This is a genomic window from Pseudomonas sp. FW305-E2 (genome assembly GCF_058782925.1).
Window position 1 is genome coordinate 130,954 of sequence record NZ_JBYSYE010000007.1, and the last position, 25,536, is coordinate 156,489.

General features: G+C 61.9%; 26 protein-coding genes. 13 read left to right on the plus strand and 13 right to left on the minus strand.

Annotated features, from left to right (window positions below):
* Positions 1-58 precede the first annotated feature (58 nt).
* Both AC3WLP_RS09270 and AC3WLP_RS09275 read left to right on the plus strand, forming a co-directional pair.
* Positions 59-1,243 carry an osmoprotectant NAGGN system M42 family peptidase gene (locus AC3WLP_RS09270; RefSeq protein WP_088513598.1) on the plus strand — a complete coding sequence of 395 codons (1,185 nt, stop codon included), beginning with the start codon at positions 59-61 and terminating at the stop codon, positions 1,241-1,243.
* A gap of 83 nt (positions 1,244-1,326) precedes the next feature.
* Positions 1,327-1,554, plus strand: a complete 228-nt coding sequence (locus tag AC3WLP_RS09275; protein ID WP_004575803.1) for a YheU family protein — start codon at positions 1,327-1,329, stop codon at positions 1,552-1,554.
* Between the two features lie 14 nt (positions 1,555-1,568).
* Here AC3WLP_RS09275 and csrA read toward each other — a convergent pair whose 3' ends face one another.
* Together csrA and AC3WLP_RS09285 are read right to left on the minus strand one after the other, a co-directional pair.
* Positions 1,569-1,748, minus strand: coding sequence for a carbon storage regulator CsrA (csrA, locus tag AC3WLP_RS09280; RefSeq protein WP_004575804.1), 180 nt, complete (start codon positions 1,746-1,748; stop codon positions 1,569-1,571).
* 120 nt (positions 1,749-1,868) lie between these two features.
* A complete protein-coding gene (locus AC3WLP_RS09285) occupies positions 1,869-2,678 on the minus strand; it encodes an SDR family oxidoreductase (protein ID WP_004575805.1) in 810 nt (269 codons plus the stop codon).
* A gap of 206 nt (positions 2,679-2,884) precedes the next feature.
* Here AC3WLP_RS09285 and AC3WLP_RS09290 point away from each other — a divergent pair, with 206 nt between their 5' ends.
* Positions 2,885-3,037 (plus strand): DUF3309 family protein, encoded by a 153-nt coding sequence (locus AC3WLP_RS09290; RefSeq protein ID WP_003252624.1) that lies wholly within the window; start codon positions 2,885-2,887, stop codon positions 3,035-3,037.
* Positions 3,038-3,110: 73 nt separating this feature from the next.
* Here AC3WLP_RS09290 and AC3WLP_RS09295 read toward each other — a convergent pair whose 3' ends face one another.
* From AC3WLP_RS09295 to AC3WLP_RS09330, 8 genes are all read right to left on the minus strand, one after another.
* Positions 3,111-4,274, minus strand: coding sequence for a hypothetical protein (locus AC3WLP_RS09295; RefSeq protein ID WP_012053402.1), 1,164 nt, complete (start codon positions 4,272-4,274; stop codon positions 3,111-3,113).
* 11 nt (positions 4,275-4,285) lie between these two features.
* Entirely contained in the window at positions 4,286-5,035 is a 750-nt protein-coding gene (locus tag AC3WLP_RS09300; RefSeq protein WP_492576143.1) for a fimbrial biogenesis chaperone, read from the minus strand.
* 78 nt (positions 5,036-5,113) lie between these two features.
* Positions 5,114-7,582 carry a CS1-pili formation C-terminal domain-containing protein gene (locus tag AC3WLP_RS09305; RefSeq protein WP_012053404.1) on the minus strand — a complete coding sequence of 823 codons (2,469 nt, stop codon included), beginning with the start codon at positions 7,580-7,582 and terminating at the stop codon, positions 5,114-5,116.
* 74 nt (positions 7,583-7,656) lie between these two features.
* Positions 7,657-8,148, minus strand: coding sequence for a CS1 type fimbrial major subunit (locus tag AC3WLP_RS09310; RefSeq protein ID WP_004575809.1), 492 nt, complete (start codon positions 8,146-8,148; stop codon positions 7,657-7,659).
* Positions 8,149-8,216: 68 nt separating this feature from the next.
* Positions 8,217-8,702 (minus strand): CS1 type fimbrial major subunit, encoded by a 486-nt coding sequence (locus AC3WLP_RS09315; protein WP_004575810.1) that lies wholly within the window; start codon positions 8,700-8,702, stop codon positions 8,217-8,219.
* 153 nt (positions 8,703-8,855) lie between these two features.
* On the minus strand, positions 8,856-10,520 hold the full coding sequence (locus AC3WLP_RS09320; protein WP_003252593.1) for a cation acetate symporter: 1,665 nt from the start codon (positions 10,518-10,520) through the stop codon (positions 8,856-8,858).
* A complete protein-coding gene (locus AC3WLP_RS09325) occupies positions 10,517-10,828 on the minus strand; it encodes a DUF485 domain-containing protein (RefSeq protein ID WP_010952786.1) in 312 nt (103 codons plus the stop codon). Before AC3WLP_RS09325 ends, AC3WLP_RS09320 begins: the two co-directional genes overlap by 4 nt.
* 204 nt (positions 10,829-11,032) lie before the next feature.
* Entirely contained in the window at positions 11,033-11,893 is an 861-nt protein-coding gene (locus AC3WLP_RS09330) for a glycine betaine ABC transporter substrate-binding protein (RefSeq protein ID WP_003252589.1), read from the minus strand.
* Between the two features lie 197 nt (positions 11,894-12,090).
* On the opposite strand from AC3WLP_RS09330, the gene AC3WLP_RS09335 reads away from it, so the two are divergent.
* The gene (locus AC3WLP_RS09335) at positions 12,091-13,656 is read left to right on the plus strand and encodes a glycoside hydrolase family 17 protein (protein WP_088513597.1); all 1,566 of its coding nucleotides are present in this window, start codon (positions 12,091-12,093) and stop codon (positions 13,654-13,656) included.
* Between the two features lie 75 nt (positions 13,657-13,731).
* On the opposite strand, the gene AC3WLP_RS09340 is transcribed toward AC3WLP_RS09335, so the two are convergent.
* Entirely contained in the window at positions 13,732-14,097 is a 366-nt protein-coding gene (locus tag AC3WLP_RS09340; protein ID WP_054888726.1) for a hypothetical protein, read from the minus strand.
* A 190-nt stretch (positions 14,098-14,287) separates the two neighbouring features.
* Between AC3WLP_RS09340 and AC3WLP_RS09345 the strand changes: the two genes are divergently transcribed.
* Together AC3WLP_RS09345 and AC3WLP_RS09350 are read left to right on the plus strand one after the other, a co-directional pair.
* Positions 14,288-15,586 (plus strand): serine protein kinase PrkA, encoded by a 1,299-nt coding sequence (locus AC3WLP_RS09345; protein ID WP_003252583.1) that lies wholly within the window; start codon positions 14,288-14,290, stop codon positions 15,584-15,586.
* 73 nt (positions 15,587-15,659) lie between these two features.
* On the plus strand, positions 15,660-16,406 hold the full coding sequence (locus tag AC3WLP_RS09350; RefSeq protein WP_049806385.1) for an MlaA family lipoprotein: 747 nt from the start codon (positions 15,660-15,662) through the stop codon (positions 16,404-16,406).
* Between the two features lie 89 nt (positions 16,407-16,495).
* Here the strand turns inward: AC3WLP_RS09350 and AC3WLP_RS09355 are convergent, their stop codons facing one another.
* Both AC3WLP_RS09355 and AC3WLP_RS09360 read right to left on the minus strand, forming a co-directional pair.
* Complete coding sequence (locus AC3WLP_RS09355; protein WP_014754205.1) at positions 16,496-17,644, minus strand: patatin-like phospholipase family protein; 1,149 nt, start codon at positions 17,642-17,644, stop codon at positions 16,496-16,498.
* 145 nt (positions 17,645-17,789) lie between these two features.
* Positions 17,790-18,725 (minus strand): lipid A biosynthesis lauroyl acyltransferase, encoded by a 936-nt coding sequence (locus AC3WLP_RS09360; protein WP_088513596.1) that lies wholly within the window; start codon positions 18,723-18,725, stop codon positions 17,790-17,792.
* Between the two features lie 111 nt (positions 18,726-18,836).
* Between AC3WLP_RS09360 and minC the strand changes: the two genes are divergently transcribed.
* The 7 genes from minC (at position 18,837) to AC3WLP_RS09395 (ending at position 25,520) form a co-directional block, all read left to right on the plus strand.
* Entirely contained in the window at positions 18,837-19,598 is a 762-nt protein-coding gene (gene minC, locus AC3WLP_RS09365; protein ID WP_088513595.1) for a septum site-determining protein MinC, read from the plus strand.
* A 109-nt stretch (positions 19,599-19,707) separates the two neighbouring features.
* Positions 19,708-20,520 carry a septum site-determining protein MinD gene (minD, locus tag AC3WLP_RS09370; RefSeq protein WP_003252574.1) on the plus strand — a complete coding sequence of 271 codons (813 nt, stop codon included), beginning with the start codon at positions 19,708-19,710 and terminating at the stop codon, positions 20,518-20,520.
* 3 nt (positions 20,521-20,523) lie between these two features.
* Entirely contained in the window at positions 20,524-20,778 is a 255-nt protein-coding gene (gene minE / locus AC3WLP_RS09375; protein ID WP_003252572.1) for a cell division topological specificity factor MinE, read from the plus strand.
* Between the two features lie 151 nt (positions 20,779-20,929).
* A complete protein-coding gene (locus AC3WLP_RS09380) occupies positions 20,930-21,565 on the plus strand; it encodes an RluA family pseudouridine synthase (protein ID WP_019436776.1) in 636 nt (211 codons plus the stop codon).
* Positions 21,566-21,733: 168 nt separating this feature from the next.
* Entirely contained in the window at positions 21,734-23,023 is a 1,290-nt protein-coding gene (locus AC3WLP_RS09385) for a M18 family aminopeptidase (RefSeq protein ID WP_012053413.1), read from the plus strand.
* Positions 23,024-23,160: 137 nt separating this feature from the next.
* Positions 23,161-23,328: a hypothetical protein gene (locus AC3WLP_RS09390; protein WP_003252566.1), complete on the plus strand. Its 168-nt coding sequence runs from the start codon at positions 23,161-23,163 to the stop codon at positions 23,326-23,328.
* Positions 23,329-23,372: 44 nt separating this feature from the next.
* Entirely contained in the window at positions 23,373-25,520 is a 2,148-nt protein-coding gene (locus tag AC3WLP_RS09395) for a mechanosensitive ion channel family protein (RefSeq protein WP_088513594.1), read from the plus strand.
* Positions 25,521-25,536 lie beyond the last annotated feature (16 nt).

The following is a 25,536-nucleotide window of genomic DNA, read 5'->3' on the forward strand; positions in this document are numbered from 1 at the left end:
CGACACAAGGCCGCTCCCACAAGGACTGCGAAATTTTACCCCGACCGGAGGCCTGGACATGTCCGAACGACTCCCCGAACCCGATCTCGACTACCTCAAACGCGTGCTGCTGGAAATGCTCGCCATCCCCAGCCCCACCGGCTTCACCGACACCATCGTGCGCTACGTGGCCGAGCGCCTTGACGAACTGGGCATCCCCTTCGAGCTGACCCGCCGCGGCACCATCCGCGCCACGCTGAAGGGCCGGCAGACCTCGCCCGACCGCGCCGTCTCTGCCCACCTGGATACCATCGGCGCCAGCGTGCGCCAATTGCAGGACAATGGCCGCCTGGCCTTGGCGCCCGTCGGCTGCTGGTCCAGCCGCTTTGCCGAAGGTAGCCGGGTCAGCGTATTCACCGACACCGGCGTATTCCGTGGCAGCGTGCTGCCGCTGATGGCCAGCGGGCATGCCTTCAACACGGCCATCGACCAAATGCCGATCAGCTGGGACCACGTGGAAGTGCGCCTGGATGCCTACTGCGCCACGCGCGCCGACTGTGAGGCACTGGGCGTGAGCATTGGTGACTTCGTGGCCTTCGACCCATTGCCCGAGTTCACCGAAAGCGGCCACATCAGCGCCCGTCACCTGGACGACAAGGCCGGCGTAGCCGCATTGCTGGCGGCATTGAAGGCCGTGGTGGAAAGCGGTCGCCAGCCGCTGATCGACTGCCACCCGCTGTTCACCATCACCGAGGAAACCGGCTCGGGCGCAGCCGGCGCCCTGCCTTGGGATGTCAGCGAGTTCGTCGGCATCGACATTGCCCCGGTGGCACCCGGCCAGGCGTCAAGCGAGCATGCGGTGAGTGTGGCCATGCAGGACTCGTCGGGGCCTTACGACTACCACCTGTCCCGACACCTGCTGAAACTGGCCGGCGACCATGACTTGCCGGTGCGGCGCGACCTGTTCCGCTACTACTTCAGCGATGCCCATTCGGCGGTGACTGCCGGGCACGATATTCGTACCGCGCTGGTGGCGTTCGGTTGCGATGCCACCCATGGTTACGAGCGCACCCATATCGACAGCCTGGCAGCGCTGAGCCGGTTGTTGTCAGCCTACCTGCTGAGCCCGCCCGTGTTTGCCAGTGACTCACAGCCCGCCAATGCGTCACTCGAGCGCTTCAGCCACCAGTTGGAGCATGATGCGCAGATGGAGAGCGACACGCGGGTACCGGCCGTGGACAGCCTGGTCGGAAACAAAGGCTAAACGCCCTTGGGGCTGCAAAGCGGCCCCAACACCTCGAATGTTTCGCGTAGCATGCCCATACCTATTTCAGACACCGCCCGACCATGCTGATCCCCTACGACCAATTGCAAGCCGAAACCCTGACCCGCCTGATCGAGGACTTCGTCACCCGCGACGGCACTGACAACGGCGACGACACCCCGCTGGAAACCCGCGTGCTGCGGGTACGCCAGGCATTGGCCAAAGGCCAGGCTTTCATCCTGTTCGACCTGGAAAGCCAGCAATGCCAGTTGCTGGCCAAGCATGATGTGCCCCGCGAGCTGCTCGAATAGCAGGTCAGGCCTCTTCAGGCCTTGCTCTGCTTGGACGCCTTGATGCGCTTGTAAACTTCGGCTCGATGCACCGGCACCTCACGCGGAGCAGCCACACCAAAGCGCACCACGCCGTCCCGGGTCTCTACCACCATGATCCGGATATCATCGCCAATCACGATGACCTCCCCTACTTCGCGCCCTATTACCAGCATGTTCCGATCCTCCTGCGAAAGGGAAAACCGGAGCCTGCCTCGTAGGTATTCAGCTACTCAATAGCGCCACTACGATTCAGAAGCTTCTTACACTTTTGAGTAACTTCTCCTACAGACCAATCATCGCGACGGGGCTTTTGCCCGCATTTTCACCGCCATTTCGGCCATCTCGTCATACAGCCGCTCAGGGGCCTGGCGTTTCAGTTGCCAGGCCTGGCGCCCTGCTTCATGCGGCAGGATGAGAAACTCGCCTGCAGCGACCTGCTGATGGATATAGTCGGCAATGTCTGCCGCACTGATCGGCGAACCTTCGAGCAGCTTGCCCACCTGCGCCTTCATCGCCGGGTTCGGGCCGCGGAACGAGTCCAGCAGGTTGGTCTGGAAGAACGACGGGCACACCACGTGCACTGCCACCTCTACCTGACGCAACTCCACCAGCAGGCTTTCAGACAAGGCCAGCACACCGGCCTTGGCCACGTTGTAGTTGCTCATGCCCGGGCCCTGCATCAGTGCGGCCATCGAGGCGACGTTGATAATGCGCCCCTTGCTGCGCTCCAGCAGCGGCAGGAAGGCCTTGCAGCCCTTGACCACGCCCATCAGGTTGACCGCGATCTGCCAGTCCCAGTCTTCCAGTGACAGTTCGGCAAAGAAGCCGCCCGAAGCGACGCCCGCGTTGTTGACGATCACATCGACGCCACCGAACTTCTCTTCGCAGGCCTGGGCAAGGGCCGTCAGCTGGCTGTAGTCGCGCACGTCGCAGCGCTGGACGAAGCCGTCGCCACCGGCCTGGCGAGCCTGCTCCAGCGTTTCGCGCAGGCCGGTTTCGTTGACATCGGCCAATGCCAGGCGCCAGCCCTCACGCGCCCAGCGCAGGGCGATCTCGCGACCGAGGCCGGACCCGGCGCCGGTGATCATGATGCGTTTTTGCATGGTCGCAGGCCTTGTTCTGTCAGGTAGTCCGACGAGTGTAATCAAGGCGTCGCCGTCCGGGAGGATTCATCAGGGCAGTGAATGGGCGGGCATGATTGGGTAGAGGGCTGCACGGGAATGGAATCTTTACCAACCCGCACCGGTCCGAATTATCGAGAGGCCAGCAATCTCAGGCTCTTGCCCCCTAATCACGCAAGGACTTTGACATGACCACGATCCTTATCATCATCCTGATTCTGCTGCTGATCGGTGGCTTACCGGTCTTCCCCCACTCGCGCAGCTGGGGCTATGGCCCTTCCGGCATAATCGGCGTGGTGTTGGTGATTCTGTTGGTATTACTGTTGCTTGGGATGATATGACGCGCTGCGGATAGCCACTTCAAACAGTCACGTGAGGTGAATGGCAAGCGGGTCACACCACCCGGTTGCCATTCTACAGGTTCGCATCAAACACCATTGTCACGACGGCCTGATACTCGATACCAGGCAACATGTCCTGTTTCTGGGTGTGGCCGCGAGGGTATACATGGAAATGCAACTGCCCTTCGCTGCCGGTCACACCCTCTGGCGGGACTTCCAGGCTCATGGCGTTCTCAGCTCCGCCAAAGGACATGGCCTGCCGATAGAGCGAACGGCCATTGTAGGAAACCCCTGGTAAGGTCATGGCCAGGTACAGCGGTATGCCATGGCCCTTGGCCGACCGTAGATTGCACGTGCTATCCAGCCCGGTGCTGCACAGCGCCCAGACGTTGAATGGCCCACTGGCAGTCAGGCTGAAGCCCACGTCTTTTTCCAGTTTCTCTGCCACACCCCGCCCTCGGCTCCCATGCCCGTGCGCCTGCTGCGGCACCAGGACCACCTGCTCGGAACCCGGCTCAAAACGCACCTCAAGGTCATGCACCACCTCCAGTTCGACGTTGATCGCCACTGAATCGGCCGTGAGCCCAGCGACTGTTCGGCTCGAGCCCAGGCCTATATCCCTGTCGGGGCCTATCGAATAGACCACGCGCCCTCGGTACACGCCCGACTTCAAGCTCGCTGGCAAAGGCGTCTTCAGCTTGTAGCCCAGCGTAAGGTGACTCACATGGTAAGTGCTCGCATTCGCCGCGTTGAGGTTGGCCCAGCACCCGTTGCTGGCTGGCGACCACAGAAACAGGCGATGGGCCGCGCTCGCCAACGCAACCTGGCAACCACTCGAGTCCAGGCCCGTGCGCGCCGCAAGCGTCGGTGCCCCATCGTCCGAAGCTACCGCGCCGCCCAGGTGGGTAATGGCAAAGTCCATGCTGACTTGCTCGCCGGTCTTGTCACGGACCATCAGTAGCGCAGTTGGCTGGACAGGGGCCGAGAGGTAGAAGCCATCGGTGCCTTCGCCATCGACTGTTTTCGAGTATTCGACCCCCACATCCAGCAGATCCTGCAACGGATCGCCACAAAGCTGCGGCAACTGAGTACAGACAGGTGACGACCGGGGTGTCAGGTTTTCAAATTGCCGGGTCTCGCCGCGGTAACGCAGCTTGAGCGTAATGTCGGCCGCTTGCGCCCACGACGAACCCAACACGCCCGACAGCAGTACCAGCATTGCACACTTGCGAAACATGCCTCTACCTCTCACTCTGCCTTGAAGTTCATGGCTTTGCGCGCATCGCCTTCCACCAGTTCGAAGCGATATTCAAGCCCGGGCTTCTCGACGAATTCGCGCGTACGCCCGGGGCGAAGATGGTACTTGGCCGGAGGATCACACTCGTCCTGGACCAACACACAGGCCTCGACGTTGTCGAGCAGCACCGTTGCATTGCCCTCGTTGCGCACGGTCCATTTCCCACCGACGCGCTCGATCGAGGTCTGGTACCGCGTGGCAGCAGGCTTGGTAATCAAAATGGTGCCGTAGCCGGCCAGAAACTGCACACCGGCACTGAGTTCTTTGCGGTAAGCGTCAAGCTCCGTTTTATCCAGTGCGAAGCTGTCATCCTGTTCCGGCACCACCGGGACGAAGCGCAGCCGGTAGTAACGCTCCTGGTTCCGTTCACCGCGATACAGCAACCGCACGGCCTGCATGCCGCGTGCCGGGATGATCATCCGCGCCGGGCTGGCAACAACGCTGCGCTGGTCGAAGGGCAGCTCCTCGATGTCCACCTCACGGGGTTCTGCCTGGCCGTCGTAGACCAACTCCACCACGCTGACTTTGACGAAGGCGGTACTGTCCCCCCGGTTGTAGACGCGTTTGGCATAGGTGCCCTTGCCAGGCTCGAGGTAGTCGTAGAGCGTGCCAACATCCAACTGTGGCCCGGCCTGGGCAAACCACGGCAACATCAGCGCAACGAACAACAAGGGTGACAAGTGAAATGTGAACCTGTGCATCTTCAACCTCTGTTTACTCAACATCCAATCCATCGACCCGGGAATCGGGCCCTCTACAGCTTCATGCCGAAAGCCGGCTCAGCCCACACTGGGCACACACCGCTGATCACCCACGATCAGCAGGTCATCCTCGCGATCAAAGTTGTCCGGCGTTAATGTCAGAAGGCAGTTGCCTGCCGTGCCATGGCGAATTTCCAGGGTGGGCCGTGACTCACTCATTTCCACGTTGAAATAGCCATCCGCCTCGACAACCGTGCGCCCGGCGTCATTGACCACATGCGCGCCGTGCAGTGGCTGGCCTTGCCCGTCGAGCAGCCGGCCAAACACAGTCACCGTTCGCATGACTTTCACTGCGTGGTACCCCACCCCACCGCGGTTGAGGTGATAGTCCACAGCGAGGGGTTGGATCTGTGCTGGCGGCACGTCCTTCGTGTCGAAGTCGAAACGCACATGGCCAGATTTGAACGCCGTCACCGGCACGATATTGCGCCCGGGGTGCAGCACTGCACTCATGCCCTGGCCATCGTTGGCGCGCAGCTTCACACCGTGCAGATCGCTTTCGACATCGATGATCAAGCCGGCTTCGAGCGGCAGGTTGCTGCCCCCCATGGCCAGCTTCCCGGCGCCCAGCGCCAGGGTGCTTTCCAGGTTGAGGCCACCGCTGAGGTTATTGTTGAAAGAGGAACTCTGGGCATAGGCATCGCCCTGCAGCGCCTGGCTATGGAACCGCCCATTGGCCGCCAGGCTGGTGCCATAGCCGTCGAGCGTCGCGCTGCCCCCCAGGCTGTGCACGGGGCCCAGGTCGACGTTCTGCCGATACCACAGCGAAGCGTAGGGGTCATTACCCCCCTCACGCGAGGCGCGGCTACCCACATCGACCCCAAGCTGCCTGCCATCGCGCTCAAGCTTCATGCTTACAGCAACGTTGACGCCGCGGCTGCGGACACCGGCGCTGCTGCGCGTTCCAGGCCTGTCGAAAAGTGACAGGCGAACACTGCTCTGATGCCCCCGCAGTTTCCCGTAGAACGCCCAGCTCAGGTCGGCACCCAGGCCGCTTGCCGAGCCCGCACTGTGTTCCAGGCGCAGCGTCGCTGAACTGCGCGAGGTTACCCGCTGGTTGATCGAAAAGGCGGTGCGGCTGCGCACTTGACGCTGTGACGTATCGTCGCGACCGTTACTGCCAGGCTCCAGCCAGGTCTGGTTGTGGCTCAGCAACAACGAGCCCCAAGGGTGGGTATAGGTCAACTGCAGATCGCCGCCGTTGCCCAGGCCCTGGGTCTGATTGAGGCTGGCGTAAAGCTTGAACCGTTCATGCACGTCCCAGTCCAGCGAGGTACCCAACTGCAGGTCAGCATCGACCTGTTGCACTGACAACCCCAGCACCGCAGAAGGATGCATCAGGTAGTTGGAAAGGGCACCGAACACCGGGCTCTGTTCACGATTGCCATCCGAGTTGCTCAGCAGCTCGACCTGCTGGCCCAGGTACAGGTTGTAGCGCCAGCGGTTATCCATGTTCTGCCACCGGCTGGGCTTGTAGATGGACACTTCGCTGCGCGAGGTCTCCAGGCCGTCTTCGAGCAAACGCAGTTCCACATCGTAGATGCCGCCGGGCAATACCCGCGTGTCGATCGCCTGCAAACCCGGCTGTACCGGCTGACTGTTGATCAGCGAGCCATTGCGGTAGATCTCCACGATACCGGGGCGGTTCGGCGTGACATAGACGGGGACAGCGCTGGCCTGGCCATTGTCGACCAGCAGGCTGTCACTGCTGCCCAGCATCAAGCCAAGCGTGCTATCAGGGCGGCGCCCGAGTAGCGCAGGCTGGCGCACCAGGCCTTGTGAGTCAGTGGAGAAGTAACCCAGCCGAAAGAAATGCGCTTCATGCAGGCTCTGCGCGTAAAGCTGGTTCATGCGGTAACGCATATCGCCTTGCTCAGCTGGGGTGCGTTCCACGCGTGCATCGGCAAGCGTCGTCCAGTTATGCAGGTTGCCCTGACCGAGCAGGCCGATTCTGCCCGTGGTCTGATTGCCATCATTGACCAGGTTGAGCTGGTTACGCAGCAGCAACCCCGCGTCGCTCTGCTCCGGAAGGTGGTGGAAGAGCGCGTCCTGCTCCCGCTTCTCGGCATTGGATGTAAGCAGTGACAACTGGGAATTGGCCAGGCTGTAATGGATAGCCTGCAACCCGTCCGGGCAGTTTTGCAGGCAGTCGCCCAGCATGCGCCCGCCCTCCAGGCGCTGTTGCCATAACTGCCTGAGTGTGGCCGGCTCTGCGCTCTGCTCAGTGTCGGTAAACGCCAGCAACTGCACACGGTTATCACGGCTCAGCACCACCATGGCATCGCCGAGGTAGCGCTGATCCAGTTCCACTCGCACGGCAAGTGGCACATCGAAAAAGTGCGCCTCGAAGTCTTCAGGCAAACGCCCGAATGTATTCAGGTCAATGGCACTGGACGCGCGCTCGGCCAACACTTCGAGGGGCAAAAGGCAGGCAGCACCCAGCAGCCAGACAGCGAGTGCACGGCCGGGTGCAGCAAACTGGAACATGATTCAATCCACTTCAACACCTGCCCCTACACTGGTAAATATCCAGTAAGCTGAGGCAGGCGGCACTGCTTCAATCAAAGGCTGGTGGAGGAAGTCTCAAACAACACGCTCACTGTCCCGGCATACTCACCCTTTACATAACCTTTCTCAGGCTTTATGGCGTTAAACGTAATGGGAAGATCGTTGCCGACTTTAGCATCTTCCGCGCTCATGACCTCCGTGGGCGTCAACGCCAACTTTTTACCCCCAACAGAGATGACAAGATCAATCCTCTGGTCGGTTTGTGGGTCTTGCAGCGCCGCTGTGTTCAGCAGGTGGGCCTGAATAGCGCCGACATCACTCTGTGCCGTGAACTTTTCATTGACCGCCTTGAAGTCTTCGCGCTCCGGTTCATATTCAAGGGTCACGCCTTTCTCCAGCCAGTCCCCTACGGGGGCCACTGAAAAATCATTCCCGGGAATGATCGCCGTCACTGAAATATTCTGGCTGATCGGCTCAGGGGCGGACGCGACAGCGGCACCGGCAAACAATGCAAGGAACGGGACAGCCAATACATAGGGTTTCACATCAAACTTCCTTTAACGGTTGCACATAAAATAGCGGGCACCCGGGGGCACCCGAATGAAATTGCGGTTCAGGGCGCCCCTGTTTCAAACATCAAGGTGGCTTGCGTGACGTAGGTGCCGGGCATGCGAGTCGACGACGCTTCCGCCATCGGATAGAACCTGAATTGAATGTTTTTTCCCTGAGCGGCTTCAGCAGCACTGACGATTTCAACCGGTGCTGTGCCCATTTTTTTGCGATTCAACATGATGTGGTATCGACGGGGCGCTTCTGCACCGCCTACCCGGGTGAACCGATAATCCGAACGGTCTGTTTTCGCGTAAATTGGGCCGTAGGTACTTTTTACAAACACCTCTTTTTCAATTTGCTTGAAGACGCCCCGGTCCGGGTCATATTCAGCCTGAAGTACGCCCTCCCACCAACTGTCAACCGAGCTCACCTGAAACTCTGGTACCGACACGACAGCCTGGACACTGATATCCTGCGGTATTTCCTTCGCCCCGGCAGCGCCCGCCACGCCAAGGAGAGCGAAGGTGATCAAACAGCGTAACTTCATTGAACATTCCCCAAATGTGCCGGCATCTATAGAGCCCTTACGACATGAGGAAACTTTATGGGCAGAGCCTCACTCTGTATGTAGGTTGTTTCTGACGGCATAAAATAAAAACGCCCCGACAGGCGGGGCGTTTTTCAGTGCAGGGGATTGACGTTAGTGCGAGACCGCCCCGCTGGCACCCAGGCCAGTCTGCGAACGCACGAACTGCGGGAAGAACAGCGCGCGCTCATCCTCAGCCGCCTTGGACTTGTCGGTGACCGAGAAGAACCAGATGCTGACGAAGGCAATGGCCATCGAGAACAGCGCCGGGTACTCGTACGGGTAGATGGCCTTCTCGTGGCCGAGAATCTGTACCCAGATGGTCGGGCCAAGGATCATCAGCGTCACCGCACTCACCAGGCCCAGCCAGCCGCCGATCATGGCACCGCGGGTGGTCAGCTTCTTCCAGTACATCGAAAGCAGCAGCACCGGGAAGTTGCAGCTGGCCGCAATGGAGAACGCCAGGCCGACCATGAAGGCGATGTTCTGCTTCTCGAACAGAATCCCCAGGCCGATCGCCAGCACACCCAGGGCAACAGTGGTGATCTTCGATACGCGGATCTCGTCCTTGTCGTTGGCTTTGCCCTTGCGCCAGACGCTGGCGTACAGGTCGTGGGACACCGCCGAGGCACCGGCCAGGGTCAGGCCAGCCACCACCGCCAGGATGGTGGCAAAGGCCACCGCCGAGATGAAGCCGAGGAACACACTGCCACCCACCGCATTGGCCAGGTGCACCGCAGCCATGTTGTTGCCACCCAGCAGAGCGCCTGCGGCGTCCTTGAATTCCGGGTTGGTGCTGACCAGCAGGATTGCGCCAAAGCCAATGATGAAGGTGAGGATGTAGAAGTAGCCGATGAAGCCGGTGGCATACAGCACGCTCTTGCGCGCTTCCTTGGCGTCACTGACGGTGAAGAAGCGCATCAGGATGTGCGGCAGGCCGGCAGTACCGAACATCAGTGCCAGGCCCAGGGAGAATGCCGAGATCGGGTCCTTGACCAGGCCGCCAGGGCTCATGATCGCCTCGCCCTTGGCGTGTACCTTGATGGCTTCGGAGAACAGCGTGTTGAAGTCAAAGCCCACGTGCTTCATGACCATCAGCGCCATGAAACTGGCACCGGACAGCAGCAGTACAGCCTTGATGATCTGTACCCAGGTGGTGGCCAGCATGCCGCCGAACAGCACGTACAGGCACATCAGGATACCCACCAGGATCACCGCCACATGGTAGTCCAGACCGAACAGCAGCTCGATCAGCTTGCCGGCGCCGACCATCTGCGCGATCAGGTAGAACGCCACCACCACCAGCGAACCGGAGGCCGACAGGGTGCGAATTTCCTTTTGCCCGAGGCGGTACGAGGCCACGTCGGCAAAAGTGTACTTGCCCAGGTTGCGCAGGCGTTCGGCGATCAGGAAAAGAATGATCGGCCAGCCAACCAGGAAGCCGATCGAGTAGATCAGGCCGTCATAACCCGAGGTGAACACCAGCGCGGAAATACCCAGGAACGAGGCGGCCGACATGTAGTCGCCAGCAATCGCCAGGCCGTTCTGGAAGCCGGTGATCTTGCCGCCGGCAGCGTAGTAGTCCGATGCCGACTTGTTGCGTTTGGAGGCCCAGTAGGTGATGCCGAGGGTGAAGGCGACGAAGGCCACGAACATGGCGATGGCGGAAACGTTCAGCGGTTGTTTCTGCACCTCGCCGGTCAGGGCATCGGCGGCCCACACGGCGGGTGCGAAGGCTCCGCAGGCCAATACGGCCAGGGCTTTGACTTGGCGAATCATTGTTGCGCCTCCTTCAGGATTTCCTTGTTCAGCTCATCGAATTCGCCGTTGGCGCGGCGCACGTAGATGGCGGTCAGGACGAATGCCGAAACGATCAGGCCGACGCCCAGGGGAATGCCCCAGGTAATCGATGACTCAGGGCTGAGCTTGGCGCCCAGCACATGAGGACCGTAGGCGATCAGGAGGATGAAGGCGCAGTACAGGCCGAGCATGATCGCCGAGAGAATCCAGGCGAACCGTTCGCGTTTGGTGACCAGCTCCTTGAAACGGGGGCTGTTTTGTATCGAGAGGTAAATGCTGTCGTTCATTGTTTTTGTCCTAGCAGCACAGATACGGGATGGAACCCACACCCTTACTTTATGCTGCCGATGAACGCCAACCAGACGACCTTAGTCTTAGATGCAACGGTGTTTTACCGATTGCGTAACAAAGTGATGAGCCGTTCGCGGGTGTACCCGCTCCTGTAGGAGCGGGTACACCCGCGAAGAAACCCTATTGGCCCTGGAAGGTGATTACTTGCCAGTCCACTCCTTCACACGATCAGGGTGCTTGGCAACCCAGTCCTTGGCGGCCGCTTCAGGCTTGGCCCCTTCCTGGATCGCCAGCATCACCTCGCCAATCTCGTCCTTGGACTGCCAGTTGAACTTCTTCAGGAACTCCGCCACTTCCGGTGCCTTGGTGGCCAGTTCCTTGCTGCCGATGCTGTTCACGGTTTCTGCCGCGCCATAGACGCCTTTCGGGTCTTCGAGGAACTTCAGCTTCCACTTGGCGAACATCCAGTGCGGAACCCAACCGGTCACCGCAATCGACTGCTGCTTGGCATAGGCGCGGCCCAGTTCCGCCGTCATCGCCGCACCCGAGCTGGCCTGCAACTTGTAACTGGTCAGGCCATAGTCCTTGATCGCCTGGTCGGTCTTGAGCATCACACCGGAGCCTGCGTCGATGCCGACAATCCTGTCCTTGAAGCTGTTATCGGTCTTGAGGTCGGCAATGCTCACTGCCTTGACGTACTCGGGGACGATCAGGCCGATCTTGGCATCCTTGAAGTTCGGGCCGTAGTCGACCACGTTGTCCTTGTTCTTGGCCCAGTACTCACCATGGGTCACCGGCAACCAGGCCGACAACATGGCATCGAGCTTGCCAGTTGCCACACCCTGCCACATGATCCCCGTGGCCACGGCCTGCAACTTCACGTCATAGCCGAGTTTTTGCTTGATTACTTCGGCGGCCACGTTGGTGGTCGCCACGCTGTCGGCCCAACCATCCACGTAACCAATGCTTACTTCTTTGGCCATAGCCTGTGCAGCGCTCATGGCCATTACCAGGGCGGTGCCCACACCCAGGAAACGTCGCATTTTCTTCAAAGTTGCCATCAAAGCATCCCCTCGTCAGGTCTTGGAGATTGCATCATCTTCCTGCAACACAAGTCGACCTGATCCAGCTGCGACCTGCACCCGCCCCATATGCGACAGCACTATGCCATTAGCGCCATCGGCCTACCTCGGCCTGCGCGATCCTTGCATGCCAAAGGTTTGGCGCCGGGCTACTATCTAACCTTTTGTGCCAGACGATGGACCGCCACATGCCCAGTTGTAGCCGCTTGTCATTGCCGTTGTACCTGCTTGCCTGCCTGCTGGCCCTGCTCGGGCTGGGGGGGCTCTGGTACGGGCTGGGCAAGCCTGTGCACCTGCCCGATGCGGCCAGCCCTGCGCACAAGCTGCAATGCGCTTCGTACACGCCGTTCGACAAAGACCAGTCGCCTTACGACCAGCCGTTTCGCCTGCGCCCAGCGCGGATGGACGCCGACCTGGCGTTACTGGCCGAGCGGTTCCAGTGCATCCGTACCTACTCCATGAGCGGTCTTGAGGCAATCCCCGCGCTGGCGCGCAAGCATGGGCTGAAGGTAATGCTGGGCGCCTGGGTGAACGCTCACCCGGCCGACACCGAGAAGGAAATCAGCTTGCTGATCGCTGCTGCCAACGCCAACCCGGACGTGGTCAGCGCGGTGATCGTCGGCAATGAGACACTGTTGCGCAAGGAGGTGACCGGTGCCCACCTGGCCAAATTGATCGCGCGGGTGAAGCGCCAGGTCAAGGTGCCCGTAACCTACGCCGATGTCTGGGAGTTCTGGCTGCAGCACCCGCAGGTGGCCCCGGCCGTGGATTTCCTGACCATCCATCTGCTGCCCTACTGGGAGGACGACCCGCGTGGCATCGACGATGCCTTGGCCCACGTTGCCGATGTGCGCCGGGTGTTCGGCACACGCTTCGCGCCCAAGGACATACTGATTGGCGAAACCGGCTGGCCCAGCGAAGGCCGCCAACGCGAAACGGCGGTGCCCAGCCGGGTCAATGAGGCGCGCTTCATCCGTGGCTTCGTGGCCATGGCCGAGCGCAATGGCTGGCACTACAACCTGATCGAAGCCTTCGATCAGCCCTGGAAACGCGCCAATGAGGGCGCAGTGGGTGGCTACTGGGGGCTGTACGACGCGGACCGGCAGGACAAGGGCGTGCTTGAAGGGCCCGTGAGCAACCTGCATGACTGGCCGCAGTGGTTGCTGGCCAGCACCGTGCTGATGGTGATCATGCTGGTGCTGGCCGGGCGCCCCGCTACCCCGATGGCCGCCTTGCTGCTGCCACTGCTGGCAGCGTTTGGCGCCGCTTGCCTGGGCCTGTGGGGCGAGTTGATGCGTACCCATGCGCGCTTTGCCGGGGAATGGTTGTGGGCACTGATGCTGGCCGGGCTGAACCTGCTGGTACTGGCCCACGCGCTGTTGGCGCTGGCGCGGCGGGCAGGCTGGCGTGAGCGCTTGTTCGCCTGGCTGCAGGTGCGAGCCGGCTGGCTGTTGCTGGCGGCGGGCTTTGCTGCGGCGGTAAGCATGCTGGCAATGGTGTTCGACCCGCGATACCGCAGCTTCCCCAGCGCGGCGCTGGCGTTGCCGGCGCTGGTGTATGCGCTGTGGCCGGTGCGGGCGCGGCGGGCGGAGGTAGCGTTGCTGGCGTTCATCGTCGGCGCCGGGGTGGCGCCGCAGTTGTTCGTGGAAGGTCTGGAGAACCAGCAGGCCTGGGGCTGGGCGGTGGTCAGTGTGCTGATGACAGCGGCGTTGTGGCGAAGCTTGCGGATGCGACAGGCTTGATACTGCATATCCCTCGAGCCCGGCGCGTACCTTGTGTGAGCAAGACAGTTGCTCCTACAAGGTACGCGCAGCTGCTTACATTGGGGGTTGCCTGACCAGGCGCAACCCCGCCAGTACCAGCGCAAACACCGCAATGCTGGCGGTGTACAGCACCAGCGCCGGCACCGCGAACACCAGTGCCAACACTGCCAGCCACCAGCCGGCACGCGCGGAAACGAACTGGGCCAGAAGCGCCAGGCCCAATCCGCCCCAGGCCATGATTTGATGGTGAATGCCCAACCCCAGCAGCGAACGCACCTCGCACTGCCAGTACGCCGTCGGCACTGCGCACAGCCCTACCCACTGGCCATCCTCCATCAGGCCGTAACGCACACCATAGCTGGCCGCGAGCCAAAGCCCCAGAAACAGCACCAGCAGCACCGTCGGCAGCGAACGAGACATCCTGTTCTCCAATAGCGGTAATCGAAAGCATCCATGATCGCTTATGCCCGTTTCTAAGGCAAAATCACACCCCGGCGGCTATGTTGCAGATAGCAAGTACGCCAAAGGCCACCGCAGCGGGCAACTTTGCCCGCCTGGCTGTGGTCCTAGCCTGCACACTGCTCGACCTTGCGTTCTTTTGGGGGATTACATGCTTCGATCTTTGCGCCTCGCTGCCCTGCTCGGCAGCTTGCTCATGGCTGTGGCCGCTTCAGCGCGGGACATCGACGCTGCCAGCTATGGCTACCCTCTTACCAACCCGTTCGAGGCCACCATCGCCACCACGCCGCCGGACAAGCGCCCTGAGCTGCCCAGCGACGATGACATCAATCAGTCCGACTACAGCCTGAACTTGCGCCCGGAACGTGAGTTCACGTTGCCCGACAACTTCTGGGCAGTGAAGAAGCTCAAGTACCGCCTGGCCCGCCAGGATCGCGAAGCGCCGCTGATCTTCATCATCGCCGGCACCGGTGCGCCCTACAGCAGCAGCATCAATGAATACCTGAAAAAGCTGTTCTACCAGGCCGGCTTCCACGTGGTGCAACTGTCATCGCCCACCAGCTATGACTTCATGAGTGCAGCCTCGCGCTTTGCTACCCCCGGCATCAGCCAGGAAGACGCCGAAGACATGTACCGGGTCATGCAGGCCGTGCGCGCCCAGCATCCACGCCTGCCAGTCAGTGATTTCTACCTCACCGGTTACAGCCTGGGTGCGCTCGACGCCGCCTTCGTCAGCCACCTGGACGAAACCCGCCGCAGCTTCAACTTCAAACGTGTGCTGCTGCTCAACCCACCGGTCAACCTCTACACCTCGATCAACAACCTCGACAAGCTGGTGCAAACCCAGGTCAAGGGCATCGACCGCAGCACCACGTTCTACGAGCTGATGCTGGAAAAGCTCACCCGCTACTTCCAGGACAAGGGCTACATCGACCTGAACGACGCCCTGCTGTACGACTTCCAGCAGTCGCGCCAGCACCTGTCCAACGAACAGATGGCCATGCTGATCGGCACTTCGTTCCGTTTCTCGGCAGCCGACATCGCCTTCACGTCCGACCTGATCAACCGCCGTGGCCTGATCATTCCGCCGAAGTTCCCGATCACCGAAGGCAGCAGCCTGACACCGTTCTTCAAGCGCGCCCTGCAGTGCGACTTCGACTGCTACATGACCGAGCAGGTGATTCCGATGTGGCGCGCCCGCACCGACGGCAACAGCATCCTGCAGTTGGTCAACCAGGTCAGCCTGTATGCCCTGGAAGACTACCTGCGCAGCAGTGACAAGATCGCTGTGATGCACAACGCCGACGACGTCATTCTCGGCCCGGGCGACATTGGCTTTTTGCGCAAGGTGTTCGGCGAACGGCTGACCCTCTACCCCCATGGCGGCCATTGCGGCAACCTCAACTACCGCGTCAACAGTGACGCCATGCTGGAGTTCTTCCGTGGTTAACAAACTCCTCTTCGCCACTGCCCTGCTTGCCGCTGGCCACACCCTGGCCGCCGAAACCGCACCCCGAGCCAGCGTGGTCGAGGCCGACCCGCAGGTGATCGGTACCGCGCCACTGGTGCCCGAAGCCGATGGTTTCCTCGACCCGCTGCGTGAGCTGAAATTCAACCCGGGGCTGGACCAGCGCGAGTTCGAGCGCTCAACCCTGCAGGCGCTGAACGTGTACGACCCGCTGGAGTCGATCAACCGGCGCATCTACCACTTCAACTACCGATTGGACCAATGGGTGCTGCTGCCGCTGGTGAATGGCTATCAGTATGTAACCCCAAAGTTCGTGCGCACGGGGGTGAGCAACTTCTTCAACAACCTTGGCGATGTGCCGAACCTGTTCAACAGCGTGTTGCAGCTCAAAGCCAAGCGCTCGGCAGAAATCACTGCGCGACTGATGTTCAACACGATTATCGGCGTGGGTGGGCTGTGGGACCCGGCGACCAGCATGGGCCTGCCGCGCCAGAGCGAGGACTTTGGTCAGACCCTGGGCTTCTATGGCGTGCCGGATGGGCCGTACCTGATGCTGCCGGTGCTAGGCCCATCGAACCTGCGCGATACCACCGGGCTGGTGGTGGACTATGCGGGAGAGCAGGCGGTCAACTACCTGAACGTGGCCGAAGCCAGCACCGATCACCCGGAAATCTTCGCCCTGCGTGTGGTGGACAAGCGCTACACCACCAACTTCCGTTACGGCCAGCTGAATTCGCCGTTCGAGTATGAAAAGGTGCGGTATGTGTATACCCAGGCGCGCAAGTTGCAGATAGCCGAATAAGCCTGCCGCGGCCCTTTCGCGCCTTCACAGGTATTGCACAACCCCTTGTAGGAGCGGGTTCACCCGCGAAAGGGCCCGCACAGGCACCATCAAATCCCCAGGAATTCGCAAAGCTCGCGCTTCTTGGCAAGGGCATCGCGCCGCCCCAGCTCGATCAGTTCACTGCAATAGCTGGCCTCGAACAGCAAATAGCTCAACACCCCCGCCCCGCTGGTGCGCGTCGCCCCCGGCCCCCGCAAAAACAGGCGTAACGCCGCCGGCAACTCGCGGCGGTGCCGAGCGGCAATCTCATCCAGCGGCTGGCTGGGCGCCACCACCAGCACGTCGATCGGTGCCAGCCCCAGGCGCCGGGCATCCAGGTGCGGCGGCAACAGCCCGCTCAAGTGGTTGAGGCGCTGCAGCAGTTCGATATCGCCTTCCAGGCTGTCAATGAACGTACTGTTGAGCAGGTGCCCGCCGATCTGCGCCAGGCTCGGCTGCTGCCCGCTGAACACGCGCTGGGGCGGCACCGGTGGCGCTGGCCGCTGCGGGTTTCCGCTGACCCCGACCACCAGCACCCGGCTGGCGCCCAGGTGCAAGGCCGGGCTGATCGGCGCCGACTGGCGCACTGCACCGTCGCCGTAATACTCGCCGCCCAGTTGCACCGGGGCGAACAACAGCGGGATCGCCGCACTGGCCAGCAGGTGGTCGATGGTCAACGGTGCGGGTACGCCGATACGCCGGTGGCGCAGCCATGCCTCGATGGTGCCACGGCCCTGGTAGAAGGTCACCGCCTGGCCAGACTCGTAGCCAAAGGCGGTTACTGCCACGGCGCGCAATTGCTCGGCGGCCAAGGCATGGCCAATGCCATCCAGGTTCAGGTGCGTTTGCAGCAGGCTGCGCAAAGGGCTGCTGTCGAGCAACGCCACGGGGGCCTGGCCGCCCAGCCCCAGCAGGCTGTGGCCGACGAAGCGGCTAGCCTGGCGCACGACCCCGGGCCAGTCGCTGCGGATGACCAGATGGCTGCGGAAGTTCTGCCAGAAGGCAGTGAGCCGTTGCACGGCCTCATTGAAGTGCACGGCACCACTGGCCAGGGTGACGGCGTTGATGGCCCCGGCGGAGGTGCCGACAATGACCGGGAACGGGTTGTGCGCGCCGGCGGGCAGCAACTCGGCGATGCCCGCCAGCACGCCGACCTGGTAGGCAGCGCGGGCGCCGCCGCCAGAAAGGATGAGACCGGTTACCGGGGGTGGAGCCATGGAGTCCTTCCTGGGGTCAAGGTGCTTTCATGCCCGGCCTCTTCGCGGGTGGCCCCGCTCCCACAGGGCCCCGCAATATGCAGAACCTGTGGTAATCCTGCAGGAGCGGGTTTACCCGCGAAGAGGCCAGGCCTGCTTACAAGGTTCAGCGCTTTTTCTTGTCATACAGCCGCGGCGCCCCTTCGGGCCGCGACTTGAACCGCCGGTGCGCCCACAGGTATTGCTCGGGGCACTCGCGCAACACACGTTCAACCCACTGGTTGATGCGCAGGCAGTCGGCTTCCTCGCTCTCGCCGGGGAAGTCCGCCAGCGGCGGGTGGATGACCAGACGATAGCCGCTGCCATCCTCCAGGCGCTTCTGGGTGAACGGAATCACCTGCGCCTTGCCCAGCCGGGCAAACTTGGTGGTAGCGGTGACCGTCGCTGCGGGGATGCCAAACAACGGTACGAAGAGGCTCTGTTTGGCGCCGTAGTCCTGGTCCGGTGCGTACCAGATCGCCCGGCCCGAACGCAGCAGTTTGAGCATGCCACGCACGTCCTCGCGCTCCACCGCCAGCGAATCAAGGTTGTGACGCTCGCGGCCGCTGCGCTGGATGAAGTCGAACAGTGCATTGCCGTGTTCGCGGTACATGCCGTCGATCGTATGCTGCTGGCCGAGCAGTGCGGCACCGATTTCCAGGGTAGTGAAGTGCACCGCCATGAGGATCGCGCCCTGCCCCGCCTGCTGGGCGGCCTGCAGGTGCTCAAGGCCCTCGATATGGGCCAGGCGCGCCAGCCTGGCCTTGGGCCACCACCAGCTCATGGCCATTTCGAAGAAGGCGATGCCGGTAGAGGCGAAGTTGGCCTTGAGCAAACGCTGCCGTTCGTCGATCGACAGCTCCGGGAAGCACAGCTCCAGGTTGCGCGCGGCGATGCGCCGACGTTCACCGGCAAAGCAATACATGACGGCGCCCAGCGCGGCACCGATCTTCAGCAGCACCCGGTACGGCAACTGAACCACCAGCCACAGCAGGCCCAGGCCCAGCCAAAGGCCCCAGAACTTGGGGTGAAGGTAATAGGGACGAAAACGCGGGCGTTCCATTGAAGCATCCGGAAAGACAAAGGCCGCGCATTCTACAACGGATCAGCGCATGTTGCGGGCAACCGGTGTTCTCGTTATAAGTCAGGGCACTTTTTTCGCAACAAGCCGTCTATGCAGACCATGAGCCCAAACCACACACCCGACACCGCCTCCGTGTTCCAGCTCAAGGGCAGCATGCTCGCCATTACGGTACTGGAACTGGCGCGCAATGACCTTGAAGCCCTCGACCGCCAATTGGCGGCCAAAGTCGCCCAGGCCCCGAACTTCTTCAGCAATACACCGCTGGTGCTGGCGCTGGACAAGCTGCCGGCCGACGAAGGGGCAATCGACCTGCCCGGCTTGATGCGGATCTGCCGACACCACGGCCTGCGTACCCTGGCCATCCGCGCCAACCGCATCGAGGACATCGCCGCCGCCATCGCCATCGACCTGCCGGTGCTGCCGCCCTCGGGGGCCCGCGAACGGCCGCTGGAGCCCGAGCCCGAGGTGGTCAAAAAGCCCGAGCCGGCCCCGGCGCCACCACCGCCCCCCGAACCCGAGGTGCGCCCGACCCGCATCATTACTTCGCCAGTACGCGGCGGCCAACAGATCTATGCTCAGGGCGGTGATCTGGTTGTGACGGGTTCGGTCAGCCCAGGTGCGGAACTTCTGGCCGATGGCAACATCCATGTGTACGGCGCCATGCGCGGCCGCGCCCTGGCCGGCATCAAAGGCAACACCAAGGCGCGTATCTTCTGCCAGCAGATGACCGCCGAAATGGTCTCGATCGCCGGCCAGTACAAAGTCTGCGAAGACCTGCGCCGGGATCCGCTGTGGGGGACCAGCGTGCAAGTCAGCCTGTCTGGTGACGTGTTGAACATCACCCGTCTTTAACGGATACTTGCCAGCATTTTTAGAGCAACTTTTTTACCGTTGCCTTTATTTAGCTATTTCAGTTTTTTGCAGGGACAAGTGTCCCGACTATTTTTAGGGGTGAAACACCTTGGCCAAGATTCTCGTGGTTACTTCCGGCAAGGGGGGTGTGGGCAAGACCACTACCAGCGCCGCCATTGGTACCGGCCTCGCACTGCGCGGCCACAAGACCGTCATTGTCGACTTCGACGTGGGCCTGCGTAACCTCGACCTGATCATGGGCTGCGAACGCCGCGTGGTGTACGACTTCGTCAACGTGGTCAACGGCGAAGCCAACCTGCAACAGGCCCTGATCAAGGACAAGCGCCTCGAGAACCTGTACGTGCTGGCCGCCAGCCAGACCCGTGACAAGGACGCGCTGACCCAGGAAGGCGTGGAAAAGGTACTGATGGACCTGAAGAAGGACTTCGAGTACGTCATCTGCGACTCGCCGGCCGGTATCGAAAAAGGTGCTCACCTGGCCATGTACTTCGCTGACGAAGCCATCGTGGTGACCAACCCGGAAGTTTCGTCGGTACGTGACTCCGACCGCATGCTGGGTATTCTGTCGAGCAAGTCGCGCCGCTCCGAAAACGGTGAAGAGCCGATCAAGGAGCATTTGCTGATCACCCGCTACCACCCGGAGCGCGTCGTCAAAGGCGAAATGCTGAGCGTGGCCGACGTGGAAGAAATCCTGTCGATCAAACTCAAGGGTGTGATCCCGGAATCGCAGGCCGTCCTCAAGGCGTCCAACCAAGGTATCCCGGTCATTCTCGATGACCAGAGCGATGCCGGCCAGGCCTACAGTGATGCGGTCGACCGCCTGCTGGGCAAAGAGAAGCCGATGCGCTTCATCGATGTACAGAAGAAGGGATTCTTCGAGCGCATTTTCGGGAGCAAATAAACCATGAACCTTTTTGACTTCTTTCGTGGCAGACAGAAACAGACCAGCGCGTCGGTAGCGAAAGAGCGTCTACAGATCATCGTGGCGCACGAGCGCGGCCAACGCAGCGAACCGGACTACCTGCCCGCGCTGCAGAAAGAACTGCTGGAAGTGATCCGCAAATATGTGAACATCGGCAACGATGATGTGCATATCGAGCTGGAAAACCAGGGCAGCTGCTCGATTCTGGAGCTGAACATCACCCTGCCGGATCGCTGATCCGCGTAGTCGACAATTTGGGGCTGCCTTGCAGCCCTTCGCGGGCAAGCCCGCTCCTACAGGGGAATGCATAGCCTTTGTAGGAGCGGGCTTGCCCGCGAAGGGCCGCAAAGCGGCCCCAGCGTTTACTGCTATTTTCGTGAGACCTGTAATGCCGCTGTCGAATGTCCAGATCCTCTTCGAAGACGCCGCCATCCTGGTGATCAACAAACCGACCCTGCTGCTGTCGGTACCTGGCCGTGCCGAGGACAACAAGGACTGCCTGATCACCCGCCTGCAGGAAAACGGCTACCCCGATGCGCTGATCGTGCACCGTCTGGACTGGGAAACCTCCGGCATCATCCTGCTGGCCCGCGATGCCGATAGCCACCGCGAGCTGTCGCGCCAGTTTCACGACCGTGAAACCGAAAAAGCCTACACCGCGCTGTGCTGGGGCCAGCCGGCGCTGGACAGCGGCAGCATCGACCTGCCACTGCGCTACGACCCACCGACCAAACCACGGCATGTGGTGGACCACGAGCAGGGCAAACACGCCCTGACCTTCTGGCGTATCGTCGAACGCTGCGGCGATCACTGTCGGGTGGAGCTGACGCCGATTACCGGGCGTTCGCACCAGCTGCGCGTGCATATGCTGTCGATCGGGCACCCGCTGCTGGGTGATCGGCTGTACGCCAACCCGCAAGCCCTGGCGGCCCATGAGCGGCTGTGCCTGCATGCCTCGATGCTGAGCTTTACCCACCCGGTGTCCGGGCAGCGGTTGAAGTTCGAGTGCCCGGCACCGTTCTGATTTCGCAGGGCCTGTACCGGCCTCTTCGCGGCTGAAGCCGCCCCCACAGGGACCGCGCTGCGCTCAGGGGCTGTGTAATACCTGTGGTAGCGGCGTTAGCCGCGAGATGCAGACACAAATTGTCGACATTCTGCGTTAAACTCGCGCCACTGCTGTCTGGAGTGAGCTATGCGCGACGCACTGAATACCGGCCTCATCGAATTTCTCAAGGCCTCCCCCACGCCCTTCCATGCCACCGCCAGCCTGGTCCAGCGCCTTGAGGCGGCCGGCTACAAGCGCCTGGACGAGCGCGACAGTTGGGACCCCGAGACTGGCGGCCGCTACTACGTCACCCGCAACGATTCTTCAATTATCGCCATCAAACTGGGCAAGCAGTCGCCGCTGCTCAATGGCATCCGTATGGTCGGCGCCCACACTGACAGCCCGTGCTTGCGGGTCAAGCCTCAGCCCGAGCTGCAGCGCCAGGGTTTCCTGCAACTGGGCGTGGAAGTGTATGGCGGCGCGTTGCTGGCACCCTGGTTCGACCGCGACCTGTCGCTGGCCGGCCGCGTCACCTACCGCCGTGACGGCAAGGTCGAAAGCCAGCTGATCGACTTCAAGCTGCCAATCGCGATCATCCCCAACCTGGCGATCCACCTGAACCGTACCGCCAACGAAGGCTGGGCGATCAACCCGCAGAACGAACTGCCCCCTATCCTCGCCCAAGTGGCCGGTGACGAACGCATCGACTTCCGCGCCCTGCTCACCGAGCAACTGGCCCGCGAGCACGAGCTGATCGCCGACGTGGTGCTGGACTACGAGCTGAGCTTCTATGACACGCAGGACGCCGCGCTGATCGGTCTGAATGGCGACTTCATCGCCGGCGCCCGCCTGGACAATCTGCTGTCGTGCTACGCCGGTTTGCAGGCCCTGCTGGCCGCCGACAGCGACGAGACCTGTGTGCTGGTGTGCAACGACCACGAAGAAGTCGGCAGTTGCTCGGCCTGTGGTGCCGATGGCCCGATGCTGGAGCAGACCCTGCAGCGCCTGCTACCCGATGGCGACACCTATGTGCGCACCCTCCAGCGCTCGCTGATGGTATCGGCCGACAACGCCCACGGCGTGCACCCCAACTACGCCGACAAGCATGACGGCAACCACGGGCCGAAGCTCAACGCCGGGCCCGTGATCAAAGTGAACAACAACCAGCGTTACGCCACCAACAGCGAGACTGCCGGGTTCTTCCGCCACTTGTGCATGGCCGAGGAAGTACCGGTGCAGAGCTTTGTGGTGCGCAGCGACATGGGCTGTGGCTCGACCATCGGGCCGATCACCGCCAGCCACCTGGGTGTGCGCACGGTAGATATCGGTTTGCCGACATTTGCCATGCACTCCATTCGCGAGCTGTGCGGCAGCCATGACCTGGCGCACCTGGTGAAGGTACTGACCGCGTTCTACCGTAGCCGCGAACTGCCCTGATGTAAGCAGGCCCGGCCTATTCGCGGCGGTTCGACGCGAACAGGCCGAGCCTGCTTACACATGCTCAAGGTCAATCACGCCTCGTTTGCCAAGCGCTATGCTTGTTACATGGCCCCACTGCAAAAGGATTGCTGTCCATGTCCCCGTTCCTGTCACTGTTCGTCCCGGTGTTCCTGTTCCTGATGCTGCTGACCATCGGCTTCAGCATGCGCGAACGCAACATCGGTGTACTGATGATGTGGGTCGGCACCTTGGGTATTTTCGGCCTCACCTGCTGGAAGATCCTCGAGAAACTGCCGACATAAACCTCTACACTCGGTCAATCGTTTGACCTGAGGTAGATTTGCCAGTGCCTGCCCTCCTGCGTTACCTGTTCCTGTTGCTCTTGCTGTTCATCGCCCCGGTACAAGCGGCGGGCTTGCCTGGCCTGCTGGGCGGCAGTGCGCCCGCGCAGCCTGAAGCCACCGAGCCGCTGGGCAAGTCGCTGGACGAGGTGATCAAGAACCTCGAAAACGACCAGCAACGGGCCAAGCTGCTGGCCGACCTGAAAAAACTGCGCGACGCCACCCGGCAATCGCAACCCAGCGTTGAACAGGGCGTGCTCGGCCTGATCGGCGGTGCCCTGCATGACTTTGAAAAACAGTTCAGCGGCGATGCCAGTCCATTCCACCGCTGGGCCGCAGAAATCGAACAAGCCCAGGCCGAACTGACCGAACTGGTGGTGCCCGTGCACCAGTGGCCGCCAATCCTGTTCGGTTTTGCTGCAGTGATTGTCGTGTGGAGTGTGCTGGCCTACGCCTTCAACTGGGTCGGCCATCGGGTACGCCTGCGCTTTGGCCTGAGCGAAGAACTGCCACAGCACCCGCGTACCTGGGACCTGGTGCGCTTTGCCTTGCGCAAGCTCGGCCCCTGGCTGGTAGCGCTGGTGTTCACGGTGTACCTGAGTTTCGTGCTGCCGCCATCGCTGGGCAAATCCCTGGCCATGGTGCTGGCCTACGCACTGGTGGTCGGTACCTGCTTTTCGGCCATTTGCGTCATCGCCTTTTCCTTGCTGGACGGCCCACACCGCCACCGCGCCCTGCACATCCTGCGGCGCCAGGCGTTTCGCCCGTTGTGGCTGATCGGCAGCTTCGCCGCGTTTGGCGAGGCGATGAGCGATCCACGCATGCTGGTTGCCCTCGGTACCCACCTGGCCCACGCCCTGGCTACCCTGGCCAATGTGATTGCCGCACTGTGCACCGGGCTGTTCATCCTGCGCTTTCGCAGGCCGATCGCCCACCTGATCCGCAACCAGCCACTGTCGCGGCGCCTGACCCGACGCACCCTCAGCGATACCATCGAGATCCTCGGCAGCTTCTGGTTCATTCCGGCGCTGATCCTGGTGGCCATTTCGCTGTTCGCCACCTTCGTCTCCGCTGGCGACACCAGCACCGCACTGCGGCAGTCGCTGATGTGCACGGTGCTGGTGGTGGTGTGCATGGTGCTCAACGGCCTGGTGCGCCGCCATGCCGCCAACCCCAAGCGGGCCAGCAAGCGCCAGGCGGTGTACACCGAGCGCCTGCGCAACTTCGGCTACCTGCTGGTGCACCTGTTCATCTGGCTGGTGTTCATCGAGTTGGGCCTGCGCGTGTGGGGCGTGTCGATGATCAGCTTCGCCGAGGGCGACGGCCATGACATCAGCCTGCGCCTGCTGGGCCTGGCCGGCACGCTGCTCGTGGCCTGGCTGGTGTGGATCCTTGCCGACACCGCCGTACACCATGCCCTGGTGCGCTCGCGCCGGGGGCTGGCCAACGCCCGTGCGCAAACCATGATGCCGTTGATCCGCAACGTGATGTTCGTGGTCATCTTCATCATCGCGGTCATCGTCGCCCTGGCCAACATGGGCATGAACGTCACCCCGCTGCTGGCCGGTGCCGGTGTGATCGGCCTGGCCATCGGTTTTGGCGCGCAGTCGCTGGTGGCCGACCTGATCACCGGCCTGTTCATCATCATCGAAGATTCGCTGGCCATCGACGACTACGTGGATGTCGGCGGCCACCTGGGCACGGTGGAAGGGTTGACCATTCGTACCGTGCGCCTGCGCGACATCGACGGCATTGTGCATACCATCCCGTTCAGCGAAATCAAGAGCATCAAGAACTACTCGCGGGAGTTCGGCTACGCGATCTTCCGCGTGGCAATCCCGCACAGCATGAACATCGACCAGGCGATCACGCTGGTTCGCGAAGTGGGGCAGAAGCTGCGCAATGACCCGCTGATGCGCCGCAATATCTGGTCGCCGCTGGAGCTACAGGGGGTGGAGAGCTTCGAGTCAGGGTCGGCGATCTTGCGGGCGCGGTTCAAGACCGCGCCGATCAAGCAGTGGGAGGTGTCGCGGGCGTTCAACCTGGCCTTGAAGCGGCAGCTGGATGAAGCCGGGCTGGACCTGGCGACGCCGCGGTTGTCGGTGCAGGTGGTGACAGCCGGTGGGGGTGGGATGACAGAGGCCGGCTCGTAGGAGCGGGTTTACCCGC